The 11,851-nt window shown below is 57.0% G+C and carries 10 protein-coding genes; 5 read left to right on the top strand and 5 right to left on the bottom strand.

Annotated features, from left to right (window positions below; genetic code table 11):
• Positions 1-172 precede the first annotated feature (172 nt).
• On the top strand, positions 173-1,513 hold the full coding sequence (locus tag CKW31_RS26170) for an MFS transporter (RefSeq protein ID WP_095101506.1): 1,341 nt from the start codon (positions 173-175) through the stop codon (positions 1,511-1,513).
• 142 nt (positions 1,514-1,655) lie between these two features.
• Here the strand turns inward: CKW31_RS26170 and CKW31_RS26175 are convergent, their stop codons facing one another.
• From CKW31_RS26175 to CKW31_RS26185, 3 genes are all read right to left on the bottom strand, one after another.
• Positions 1,656-2,987 carry an MFS transporter gene (locus tag CKW31_RS26175; RefSeq protein WP_095101508.1) on the bottom strand — a complete coding sequence of 444 codons (1,332 nt, stop codon included), beginning with the start codon at positions 2,985-2,987 and terminating at the stop codon, positions 1,656-1,658.
• A 100-nt stretch (positions 2,988-3,087) separates the two neighbouring features.
• Positions 3,088-4,428, bottom strand: coding sequence for an amidase (locus CKW31_RS26180; protein WP_095101583.1), 1,341 nt, complete (start codon positions 4,426-4,428; stop codon positions 3,088-3,090).
• A gap of 5 nt (positions 4,429-4,433) precedes the next feature.
• On the bottom strand, positions 4,434-5,111 hold the full coding sequence (locus CKW31_RS26185; RefSeq protein ID WP_095101510.1) for a DUF2848 domain-containing protein: 678 nt from the start codon (positions 5,109-5,111) through the stop codon (positions 4,434-4,436).
• Between the two features lie 324 nt (positions 5,112-5,435).
• On the opposite strand from CKW31_RS26185, the gene CKW31_RS26190 reads away from it, so the two are divergent.
• From CKW31_RS26190 to CKW31_RS26200, 3 genes are all read left to right on the top strand, one after another.
• Entirely contained in the window at positions 5,436-6,125 is a 690-nt protein-coding gene (locus CKW31_RS26190) for a GntR family transcriptional regulator (RefSeq protein WP_256582732.1), read from the top strand.
• A 112-nt stretch (positions 6,126-6,237) separates the two neighbouring features.
• Entirely contained in the window at positions 6,238-7,173 is a 936-nt protein-coding gene (locus tag CKW31_RS26195) for a LysR family transcriptional regulator (protein ID WP_095101514.1), read from the top strand.
• A gap of 127 nt (positions 7,174-7,300) precedes the next feature.
• Positions 7,301-7,864 (top strand): hypothetical protein, encoded by a 564-nt coding sequence (locus CKW31_RS26200; protein WP_095101516.1) that lies wholly within the window; start codon positions 7,301-7,303, stop codon positions 7,862-7,864.
• Between the two features lie 51 nt (positions 7,865-7,915).
• Here CKW31_RS26200 and CKW31_RS26205 read toward each other — a convergent pair whose 3' ends face one another.
• Both CKW31_RS26205 and CKW31_RS26210 read right to left on the bottom strand, forming a co-directional pair.
• Positions 7,916-8,572 (bottom strand): DUF2625 domain-containing protein, encoded by a 657-nt coding sequence (locus CKW31_RS26205; protein WP_095101518.1) that lies wholly within the window; start codon positions 8,570-8,572, stop codon positions 7,916-7,918.
• Positions 8,573-8,898: 326 nt separating this feature from the next.
• On the bottom strand, positions 8,899-9,858 hold the full coding sequence (locus CKW31_RS26210; protein WP_095101519.1) for a LysR family transcriptional regulator: 960 nt from the start codon (positions 9,856-9,858) through the stop codon (positions 8,899-8,901).
• A 465-nt stretch (positions 9,859-10,323) separates the two neighbouring features.
• Between CKW31_RS26210 and CKW31_RS26215 the strand changes: the two genes are divergently transcribed.
• The gene (locus CKW31_RS26215) at positions 10,324-11,844 is read left to right on the top strand and encodes an amino acid ABC transporter permease/ATP-binding protein (RefSeq protein ID WP_095101521.1); all 1,521 of its coding nucleotides are present in this window, start codon (positions 10,324-10,326) and stop codon (positions 11,842-11,844) included.
• The last annotated feature ends 7 nt before the right edge of the window (positions 11,845-11,851 follow it).

Consider the following 11,851-nt stretch of genomic DNA (forward strand, 5'->3'; position numbering starts at 1 on the left):
GCTGCGCGCGCCATGATTGCCATTTGCGCCAGCGTGGTTCATTCGTGGCACTTGATTGGTGCGCAGGCCATTTTGCACAAGAAAAACTGATCGTTGCCGTGTAAAAAACCCGTTTGTCAGGCCTCGATGTGTCGACAGATCATTTCTTCATTGTTGATTAATGGAGAACATGATGAGTACAACGCAAACCTCGCAGGCGCTGTCCGACGCCCCACCGGTTGCCTCTTCAGCGCCCGTGGCTTCGGGCAAGAAGATGAGTCGCCTCGCAGCCGCCAGTACCATCGGCACGACGCTGGAGTGGTACGACTTCACGGTCTACAACCTGATGGCGGCGCTGGTCTTCAATGCGATCTTCTTCCCGTCGTTTGATCCTCTCACCGGCACTATTCTCGCGTTCTCTACCTATGCCGTCGGCTACATCTCCCGGCCTTTGGGGGGCATTGTTTTTGGTCACTTGGGCGACAAGCTCGGCCGCCGTTTCGTGCTGGTTACCACGCTGGTTCTGATGGGTGTCGCTACGGGGCTTATGGGGCTATTGCCGACTTACGCCGCGTGGGGTATCTGGAGTCCGATTCTGCTGGTGGCGTTGCGCTTCGTGCAGGGCGCAGCAATTGGCGGCGAGTGGGCGGGCGCGGTTTTACTTTCTATGGAGCACGGCGCGCAGCATCAACGCGGTCGTAACGCCTCGTTCACTCAGGTCGGCCCTTCCTGCGGTACGTTGCTGGGCACCGGCTTCATCGCGCTGGTTTCATGGGGATTGAGCCCCGAAGACTTTCAGTCATGGGGCTGGCGCATCCCGTTCCTGTCCAGCGTCGCGCTGTTAATCTTTGGTCTGTGGTTACGTCGCGGAGTGGAAGAAACGCCGGTTTTCAAGGAAATCGAAGCACACAATGCAACGGCAAAGACCCCCATCAAGGAAGTCTTCAGCAATCACTGGCGTCGGCTGCTGCTGGCGGGCGGCGCACGGGTGGGTTCGGATGTGCTGTATGCGCTGGTCGTGGTGTTTACACTGACGTATGTGACCACGGTCCTGCACTTGCCGCGTCCTTTGGCGCTGACTGCAACGATGATTGGCGCGGGGTTGAATGCGATCTGTGTACCGCTGTTCGGCATCCTCTCGGACAAGATCGGTCGCAGACCGGTGTACATCGGCGGCGCGCTGTGCGCGATGGTCTGGGCGTTTGTGTTCTTCAAACTGATGGATACGGCTCAGCCACTGTCGATCTGTGTCGCAGTGATCGTGGGCCTTGTCATTCACGCGGCGATGTACGGACCGCAAGCTGCCTTCGTTACCGAGCAGTTTCCGACTCGCGTCCGGTATGCCGGTTCGTCGCTGGCTTATACGCTGGCGGGGATTATCGGTGGTGGCTTCGCTCCGCTGATTATTGCCTCTTTGTATAAATCCTATGGCTCGACGTTGGCAGTTTCGCTTTACGTGTGCGCAGCGTTGAGCATCACGCTGATCGCGCTGATCTGCGCCAGGGAGACGGCAGGTAAGCCGTTGGAGAAATAGGTTGTAGAGAGTTCCGTACAGAGAAAGCCCCCGGCCAAATGGTCCGGGGGCTTTTTTGTGGGCGGTGGCGAGCGCAAGATCAACTCAGCCCTGTGGGAGCCGGTCCTGCGGGATTGCATGCAAACAGAGAATCTCCCACAGCTCACTTCGTACGGCTGACTTTCACATCCTTGAACAGGCAGAACACCAGCACTGCAGCCAGAATCTCCAACGCAGCAACGAAGTACAGGCCCGCCGCAAGGCTGCCAGTCAAGGTGCGCAGCCAGCCAATCATGTAAGGCGCGATGAAGCCAGCCAGGTTGCCGATGCAGTTGATCAGTGCAATACCGCCCGCTGCCGCAGTCCCCGCGAGGAAAGCGCCGGGGATTGACCAGAAAACCGGAAACGCCGCAAGAATCCCGGCTGCTGCAATGGTCAGCGCGATCAAGGCCATGGTTGCGTTACCCAGGCACAGGCCGGTTGCGATGAGGCCCAATCCTGCGAGCAAGGCTGCCGTGGCGCAGTGGATGCGACGTTCGGCGGTTTTATCCGAATGGTGACCATTCCACAGCATGGCCAGGGTGCCGACGATAAAAGGAATGGCCGCCAACAGGCCGATGCTCATGGTGTCGTTGACACCCAGCGACTTGATCACCGAAGGCGTCCAGAACGCGATGGTGGCGTTCCCCGAGACAATGCAGAAATACACCAGCGTACACAGCCAGACCTTGGGGTTACGGACCAGCGCCTTGAGGTCGCTGTGTTTTTCCGGCTCCGCGTCTTCGCGAGCAATCACCGCGCTGACCATCTGCTGTTCGGCAGAACTCAGCCATTTGGCATTGACGGGTTTCTCCGGCAGATAGCGAAGCACAGCAAAACCTGCCAGCACTGAAGGAATGCCTTCGAGGATGAACAGCCATTGCCAGTTCGCCAGACTCCCGACACCTACCATGCGGCTCATGATGAAGCCGGCAATCGGGCCGCCTACTACACCGGCAATGGCAAACGAGGTCATGAACATGCCGTTGATGCGTGCGCGCTGGGCGGCCGGAAACCAGTAGGTGAGGTACAGCACGACGCCAGGAAAGAACCCGGCTTCGAACACCCCGAGCAGAAACCGCAAAATGTAGAACGACATCGGGCTGGAGACGTAGGCCATCGCCATTGACGTCAGGCCCCAGAGGATCGTGATCCGGGCCAGCGTGCGGCGTGCGCCGATCTTCTCCAGCAAGAGGTTACTGGGTACTTCGAACAGGAAGTAACCGATGAAAAATATACCGGCGCCGAGTCCGTAGACCGCTTCGCTGAAGCCCAGATCGTCGAGCATCGCCAGTTTGGCAAAGCCGACGTTGACCCGATCGATCCAGGCCAGCACAAACAGGAACACCAGAAACGGCAGCAGGCGCCAGGCAATCTTGCGATAGGTCGCGGTGGTTGCGGCCTGATCGGGCGCGACGTCAGCAGCGCTGCCATTCAGGGCGGGATTGTGGTTCATGTTGCATCTCCATCGATCAAGAGATGGCAGCCTATAGATGGCTGCCATACCGGTTCGCTCGCGGCAAAGGCCGCGAGCGCAACGACAATCACGCTCAGGTTTACGGGGTGCGCAGCAGGGGTTCGACACTGCGGGCGATTTGCAGCACCCGGGCGTCCTGACCCTTCAGACCGGCAATGGACAAGCCCACCGGCAGTTCCCCTGGCAGGTGGCAAGGCAGGCTGATTGCGCAGCCGTCGAGGAAATTGATCACGCTGGTGTTACGCAACACCAGGCCGTTGGTGGCGAAGAAATGCGCGTCGTCCTGCTCCAGCGGTGCCAGCTCTGGCGGTACCACGGCAACGCTTGGCATCAACCAGGCATCGGCATCGCCCATTCGTTGGGTGGCGAGGTCAATCATGGTCTGACGCTGGGCGAGCAGCTGCAGGTAATCAGCCGCACTCAACGCTTCACCCCGGCGTATACGCTGTGCCACGCGTGGATCGTAGTCAGCCGCTTGCTCACCGCTGAGCCAGCCCTGATGCAAATACCAGGCTTCGGCAGCCGTCAGGCCTCCCGCAGCATTGATCTTTGGCAGGTCTTGCAACTCGGGGAAGTCGAACCAGCGAATGGATGCTCCCGCATCAGTCAGGCGTTGCAAGCTGCGTTCGAAGGCGGCGGCGACAGTGGCATCGACACCGTCCATGACGAAGTCACGGGTAACTGCCAGACGCAGGCCTTTGAGCGAAGCAGGCCGGGTATCCAGGGTCTCGCCTGACAGAATACTGTCCAGCACGATGCTGTCGTCGACCGTGGCGGTCAGCGCTCCGACGGAGTCCAGGCTTGTGGCCAGAGGGAATGCGCCCTGAGCCGACACTCGGTTGGCTGTGGGTTTGAAGCCAACCAACGCGCAGAACGCTGCCGGAATGCGCAGCGAACCACCGGTGTCCGTACCCAAACCGGCAACCGCCATGCCTTCGGCAACGCTGACCGCTGCGCCAGAACTGGACCCGCCCGCGATGCGTCCGGTCGCAGCAGGGCTGGTCGGAGAACCAAAGTGTGGGTTCAAGCCAAGGCCGGAGAACGCAAATTCACTCATGTTGGTACGGCCCAGCAGAATCGCGCCCGCGGCTTTAAGGCGCGCAACGACGGGCGCATCAGTCTCGGCGGGTGCATTACCGGCCAACACTTTGGAGCCTGCAGCCGTGACCTGTCCGGTTACGTCGCACAAGTCCTTGATGGAAACCGGCAGTCCCGCCAGCGGGGAGGGCACATAGCCTGCGGCACGGGCCAGATCGCTGGCACGGGCAGCTTGCAAAGCACTTTCTGCATCCACCGATATGTAGGCTTTGCCCCCTTGGGCGCGGTGCGCATTGATGCGCTCCAGCGCTTCGGTTACCAAGGCCTCGCTGGTGGTAGCGCCGTTGGCGAGATCCTCGGCAAGCTCTTTGATTGGCTTCATCTGCATTACTCCGCGACTGGCAACGGTTCCACGCTGTAGGCGTGGCGCAGGCTGCGATCGAGCACCGGGTCAAACAACTCCATCTCGAAGGCTTCGCCGTAGCCCAGTTCACCGATCACCGGCTGGGTGCCGCAGAACATCGCGGTGCCTTGCGCGAGGCTGGCATTGTCGTTGAGCTTGGCCAGGAGCGTGTCGGGTGCCAGCAGGCTGGTGACCGGACCTTCCTGATAAAGGCTGCGAACACCGTCGCGGGTGCGCCAGGTGCGCATGATCAACTGATCCCAGTGGCCCTTGACTTCATCGAAACGCCAGGCTGTGGCGGCGATCGGTTTGTCGCACATTTGCTTGGAAACGGTGACGTCGAAGGCTTCAACCTTGCGGTCGGTGTGGTCAGAACCCAGACCGACCAGCAAGCCAACACTGCTCGGAATCAACACAAACTCGGTTTCCCCGGAAGAATCCTTGCCCGGCACCTGAATGGATTCGGCGGAGTTCAGCAGGCTGGCGGCCACTCGATAGAAACACGGAATCTGAGTTGGACGACGAACGCCGAGAGCTTCCAGTTCAGCAATGTGGTGCTCCACGGCTGCACTGTTGCGGCCAGCCCAGCCAGCGATGATCAAGTGATCGATTTCTACAACAACTGCGCCATGGTTGGCGACCTGGAGAGTTAGCTGAGTCAATGCGGTGTCCTCGTTACGGATAGGAAGAAAAGTCAGTAGCTGTGAAGTTACACTGATATATCACATGATTATCAATAGGCAATTGATATGCCAGTCAGTATTGGCTGAGAGCTAAATTGATATTAATCAAGTGTTTAATAGATATATAACAAGTAGCTTATGAAGATCGAAAAAGCGCTGTGTTACCAAATCGCACCGCTTTTGGGCGTGCCGTGCGTACTATTGGCGCGTTTTTGTTACCGGTTTGGGGTGGCGTGAAAAGCGACAATCCAGACGATATGAAATACAGTGATATATCAGCAGCGCCCCATGAGGATTTCCGGATTGCTCGATTCAACTGACCTGCCCACCGCCGATCTTGTTGGCAAACCCGCCGCCAAGAGTGGTGCAAGCCTGCGCGAACTGGCGTACGTACAGATCAAGCAACGCATCATTTCCTGCCAACTGCGTCCAGGCGAGGCGATCAATGAGGCGCAACTGACCCAGATGCTTGGCTTGGGCCGTACGCCGGTGCATCAGGCGCTGCACCGTCTGGAAATGGAAGGCATGGTGACGATCCTGCCGCGCAAGGGCGTGATGGTGACGCCCATATCGTTGAACGACATTCTCGACATGATCGAAGTGCGTAGAACCAACGAAGAGCTGTGCGTGAAGCTGGCCGTCGAGCGCGCGCAGGAAGACGACTTCATCCACATGCGCGAAATCATCGGACGCACCCAACCGCTGCTGGAGCGTCGGGACGTGAAGGGTCTCATGGAAGTTGACCTGCAATTCCACCTGGCGATTTCCGCCGCTGCACGCAACCGGGTATTGGCTGAGTTACTCCGCACGCTGCATGAAAAACAGGCGCGTTTCTGGTTCCTTACATTGTCCGAAATGCACCACAGTGAACGCATCTACGACGAGCATCTGCAGATACTCACCGCCATGGAGAATCGCGACAGTGAGGCCGCCATCAAGGCTATCCATCACCACATCGATGACTTCCGCAGAGCCATCATGCGTACTCTTTAAGAGCGCTCGGCAACCTTTGCCTTTGAAAATTCTGGCGTACAACTTGCGTGTGGATCCTGCTGACTGACGCCCTTTGCGCGGGTAGATCCATTATTGGTACGGGCTGTTACGCATGAACCTGAAGTTTCTCGAAACCTTCGTTTGGGTGGCGAGGCTGAAAAGCTTCCGCCTGACCGCAGAAAAGATGTTCACCACCCAGGCCTCCATCTCCAACCGCATTGCTGCTCTGGAAGCGGAGCTCGGTGCAAAGCTGTTCTTGCGTGACTCCAAACGCGTATCGCTGACGCCTGAAGGGGAGCGGGTGCTCGACTATGCAGAACAGATGATCGACACGATGCATGCGCTTCAGCAATCGATCAGTGCCACCAGCGATCTCAAGGGTTGTATGCGGCTCGGCGTCATGGATACGGTCATCCACACGTGGTTGAGCCCGTTCATATCGACGTTGATGGAGTGTTACCCGGCGGTTGAAATCGAGCTCACCGTCGATACATCACTTAACTTGTGCGACCAGCTGCAGAAAGGCTATCTGGACCTGATCGTGCAGACCGACATGGTTCGCAGTGATGCGGTCCGCAACCAGCATCTGGCCTTACTGCCAGTCGAGTGGATCGTGCAGGCCGGGTCCATCTACCAGCGCAGCTACACGTCTATCGACGAACTGGCTGCCGAACGCATCATCACCTTTTCCCGTAACTCCCGTCCGCATCAGGACATTCTCAACCTGCTGCATGCAGGCGGTGTGGACAGCCCGCGAATCAGCTGTGTCAACTCCGTCGCCGCCATGACTCTTTTGGTGGGTGACGGCTTTGGTATTGGTGCGTTGCCGACGGCATTGGTCAGCAAAGAGTTGGCCGAGGGCAAGTTGTTCATCCTTGAAAACGTGACGCGGCCTCAAGCGCTGGACATCATCGCCTGTTGGCGCGCCGGGGTTGGTATGGAACTGACTGAGCAAGTGGTTAGCATCGCCCGCCATACCCTGGAACAATATGCCAGGCAGATGGGGTCGGAAATGGTGGTCCTCAGCTTAAGCGGCGCACAGGTTTGAAGTGTCCTCAATTGCAACGTCGACTCACGCGAAGCATGTAACAATGCCGCACGGCTAAACCCGGGTGCGTTTAAGGAAACAGCACGGACGTCCGGGATGGAATCCTTCTTAGAAGACCACACCACACATGAAAGCACTGCCCCTCTTGGCCACGATGGCCCTGTTGACACTGTCTTTGACCGGATGTAGTCCGGTCGCGAACGGGGTTCGAATGCCCGAGCCTATGCACCTCACCTTGCGCGTGGTCGGTGACAACGGAGAACCGCTTGCCAACACGTCAGTAAAAATTCACCAGATCGTACTCGGCGCCGACAGATTTTTCTGCATGGGCAGCATAGGGGTAGCCGGCTATGGAGGAGGGGGTTGCGGGGGAGGCCAGATCAGAGTCCCTATTTACAAAGGTGAATTTCCCGCCAGCGGATCACTCGACTTCACCCTTGAGTATGGGGGCAAGCTGTATATCGAGGTGGCGGAGTCATGCGACAACACTGCCCCCAACGCCATGCGCCGGTATTTCAGGCGCGAGCTGGCCACCTGGCTAGTCAAGGATGGAGAGACCATTACGGCGGCTCCCCGTGTTATTGAGGAAGGTTTTTCATACTACACCCGATATGAGCCGTGCACGACCCGCAAGCCTTCCCTTGAAAACTGGGACGATCATTATTACGACCCACTTAAGCGGCGGTCATAACCTGCGCGCGCCCCGCCAGGGGCTGCGTGTCAAATCCATGGTTGAGGTATGCTAGCCCGGTGGATTCTCCAACTTGCTGGCAAAACCGATGTTCAACTCATATTGTTCTGCGACGTCCACAATTCTGCGGCTGCTTGTCTCTAGCGATCCCTCTTGCGTCCACAAGAACGGATAAAACGTCATGCATTGATCTGCGTTCATCTTCTCCAGATCCTCTTGCCATGTCGGCCATTTGAGGTCTTTATAGAACATGAGCATTTGGTCGCTGAGTGCCCACTCCAGAAAGTCTGTATAGCCAATTTCCAATGGCTCCCATTCCAGAGTGTCCGGTGCCCAGTAATACATTGAGCCAACGTCTTCTCCGAAACGTCCGCCATTGATTGAAAAGAAACCGCCTGCTGCGTCGTCCGCCACCAACAGGTGACCGCCACCGTCGTGCAGATGGGTCCAGTCAAGGATGTTTCTGGACAGTTGCTCGTGTCCGGATCCCAGAAAGCGTAGCCAGCCTCCATCAATGAGGATGCCTCCGGTTTCGTACGCAACCGCGCCTAAAGTTGATCGCGTAGTGATCTGGAGCCCCATCAATACTCTGGCGTTGTCCTGTGAAGGAGGAAGCAACTGGCAGCTGCGTTGCGCAGTGCTCAGCAACTCCTTTAACAAGGGCAGGGCAGGTTCATCGTGTTCGATCAGATCTTCAAGGCGTTTCATTAACCGCTCCTCGGGGAAAGTCTCCTTATGGTACCGGCATGCGCCTAAATGTTAAGAGTTTGATAGAAACACGTTGCCTCGGGTCAAACATAGACGCTGTAGGAGTGAATGTGCTCGCGATACGGATAGACCTGTTGAGAAATTACCGTCTGGCCTGACGCTATCGCGAGCAAGCTCACTCCTACAGGGTGCATGTTTGCTTCGCGACGGCGTTGTGTCACTGACACAGCGAAACCGGTGACCTGTAGGAGCTGCCGAAGGCTGCGATCTCGGTGTGTCAGGAGAAACGCTTCGCAGCCTTCGGCAGCGCCTACAGAAAATGCATTTCAATCCAGCTGTTTGCATGTTGTTTGATGAGACGCGTGCGCCTTCAAACTCGAGGGTGGTGCCAGCTCAACGGTGCGGCAGTAATCCATGAACAATCGGGTCGCCCGCGTTGGCTGATTATTGCGCAGGTACGCCATTACCAGGGTCGAAGCGGGCATGTCGTCTTCGATATCAAGCTGTGCCAGAAGCTCGCCGTCGTAGGTCATGTTGGTGCAAGGCCGCGTGACCAGCACCGAAAACCCCAGCCCCTGGCCGACCATGCAGCGCACCATTTCAATCGAGGGTGAGCTGTAAGCCACCACCGGCGCATAACCTTTCTCGGTAAAGATATCCATGAAGTAGGTTCTGCTGGGCACGGCGTCCAGCAGGATCATGGGCTCCTGGCTCAACTCGCGCAGTGTCACCGTTTTCTGTTGAGCAAGGGGGTGCGCGGCTGGCAGTAATGCGTAGGGCTTGTGCGGAGCGTTCAATGCTTCTTTGTGGATCGTCGCGCCCAGCTCCAGATCGTACAGGAAGGCCAGGTCGAAGCGGCCGCGGTGCAGCCCATGCATCAGCTCGTGCTGTTCCCCGTCGCAGAGTTGAATGGTTACGTCGGGATAAAGCTGCTTGAAGCCAGCAACGAGTCTGGGCATATACAGCGGCGCGGCTGATTCAAAACAGCCCAATGCGATAGTGCCCGATACATTCTTGCTCTCGGCGCGAGAATCCTGTTCCAGTTCTTCCGACAGTCGTAATAACTCTTTAGCCTTTTCGTAGACTTTCCCGCCACCGGAAGTCAGGGAAACACCCTGCGCATGGTGCCGTACAAACAGCGGTTGATTAAACGCCTCTTCGAGATTTTTTATGGCGACGGAAATAGAAGGCTGTGAGATATGCAGTTGTCGCGACGCCTCGGCAATACTGTCCATTTCTACGGCAGTGACAAAGTATTTAAGCTGTTTCAACGTGAAATGCGTCACTGAGTACCTCGTCGGCACACGGCCATGAGCGGAATTAGCTGAATAGCTTTTACCTATGCTTAGCGAGGAGCGTGCCAGATGCCAGGATTCGTCCTGGTTCGGTTATTGGGCCGGCAGTTGATCTTTTTATCAGTCTGCAACTCAATTAATCCATCGCTCTGTACGGCCCACAGAATGAGGGTTTCGCACTGAAAGTGAGCGAACCAAAGCGAGGGAAACGGTTACCGCCCTAAAAATGTGCGGCATGTTCGGCGCAGGGTAAATAGTTTCGCCTTCCGCCTGCATTGAGTATGCATCCCGCCGGTTCTGCTTAGGATTTTCCTACGCTATGAGCCAAAACTTACTATTGGGTCGTTCGACGAAACTTCGCTCATGATGGCCTCAGAAGGGAGAGCGGGGCAGCGCTCAATATTCAACTTGCATTGGATATCACCCGCCACTGTTACTTAGCCGAGCGAGCCGACGATGACGTTTGACTGGAAATACATGTTTAGCCTGTTCAGCGATACCGAGTTCTGGATGGCAACGTGGACCGTCATACAACTCAGTACATTGACATGGCTTATCAGCATTGTTCTGGGCTTCGTCGTGGCGCTGGCCAAACAGTCTTCCAACCCGCTGATCAACTTGCCTGCCCGTGGCTATATCTGGTTATTCCGTAGCGTGCCTTTGCTGGTGCTGCTGATATTTGTCTACAACTTGCCACAGGCTTTGCCCGCCACATCGGCGGTGCTGGCCAACCCGTTCTGGGCAGGCCTTATTGCACTGGTGTTGTGTGAAACCGCTTACGTCGCTGAAATCCATCGCGGCGGGCTGTTGTCGATTGCCAAAGGGCAAAGCGAAGCAGCCAGAGCATTGGGATTGCGCTTTATCGGTACGCAGTGGCGCATTGTGATTCCGCAGGCGCTGCGGGTGGCTTTGCCGTCCTTGACCAACGAATACATTTCAATCGTCAAACTCAGTTCGCTGGTGTCGGTGATCTCGCTGACCGAAATTCTGATGGTGGGGCAGCGCCTGTATTCACAGAACTTTCTGGTCATGGAAACCATGGCGGCGGTAGCGTTTTACTACGTGCTGATCGTTACCGTGTTCGACTTCCTGCTCAAGCGGCTGGAGCGTTATCTGGATGTCACTCAGCGCAAAGTGGTGCGTGAGCCTGACGCTGAAATGCTCCAGCTCGCCACTCAGGATCGTGCCGTCATTGCCCGCCCTGTCTCCGACTTCGCAGGCCCGGCACTTCAGGCCACCAAATTACACAAGGCCTACAACGACATCGAAGTGCTGGGTGCCGTCAGTCTGCAGATTCATCCCGGCGAAGTGGTGTCGGTGATCGGGCCGTCGGGTTCAGGGAAGACCACTTTGATTCGTCTGCTCAACGGCCTTGAGCAAATCGATAACGGGGATATCAGGATCAACGGCGAACCGTTCATTCACCTGGTTCGCCAAGGTGCTCAACCGCCGCGCTACGTCGAGCATACAGAGCATCGTCTGAACATCGGCATGGTGTTCCAGAGCTTCAACCTGTTTCCGCACCTGACTGTGCTCGACAACTTGCTGCTGGCTCCGCGTTATCACCGCCTGGCTTCAGCGCAGGAACTGAAGCAGCAAGCGTATGAGCTACTGCACAAGGTCGGCATGCTGGAACACGCCTGGAAATATCCACATCAGTTGTCCGGCGGGCAACAGCAGCGTGTAGCGATTGCTCGTGCGTTGATGATGCGTCCGCAGATCATGCTGTTCGACGAGCCGACATCAGCACTCGACCCAGAGAAGGTCAACGAGGTGCTGCAGGTGATCGAAACCCTGGCGAAGGAGGGCATCACCATGGTCATCGTGACCCATGAGATGAACTTCGCCTTCAAGGTCTCTGATCGAATCGTATTCATGGAGAAAGGCCGGGTGGTGTGCGATGACAGCCCGCAGGCACTGCGCGATGGACAGCACCCGCGAGTGGAAGCTTTTCTGAAAGATGTTTCGTTGGCTTGAAACCTTA

The sequence above is a fragment of the Pseudomonas sp. Irchel 3A5 genome, from assembly GCF_900187575.1.
In the GTDB taxonomy this organism is placed as follows: Bacteria; Pseudomonadota; Gammaproteobacteria; order Pseudomonadales; family Pseudomonadaceae; genus Aquipseudomonas; species Aquipseudomonas folii.

Coding starts and splice junctions, on each gene's coding strand:
- CKW31_RS26205 (WP_095101518.1), bottom strand. CDS start 8,572: ATGAAACGCCTTGAAGATCTGATCGAACACGATGAACCTGCCCTGCCC.
- CKW31_RS26170 (WP_095101506.1), top strand. CDS start 173: ATGAGTACAACGCAAACCTCGCAGGCGCTGTCCGACGCCCCACCGGTT.
- CKW31_RS26175 (WP_095101508.1), bottom strand. CDS start 2,987: ATGAACCACAATCCCGCCCTGAATGGCAGCGCTGCTGACGTCGCGCCC.
- CKW31_RS26180 (WP_095101583.1), bottom strand. CDS start 4,428: ATGAAGCCAATCAAAGAGCTTGCCGAGGATCTCGCCAACGGCGCTACC.
- CKW31_RS26195 (WP_095101514.1), top strand. CDS start 6,238: ATGAACCTGAAGTTTCTCGAAACCTTCGTTTGGGTGGCGAGGCTGAAA.
- CKW31_RS26200 (WP_095101516.1), top strand. CDS start 7,301: ATGAAAGCACTGCCCCTCTTGGCCACGATGGCCCTGTTGACACTGTCT.
- CKW31_RS26215 (WP_095101521.1), top strand. CDS start 10,324: ATGACGTTTGACTGGAAATACATGTTTAGCCTGTTCAGCGATACCGAG.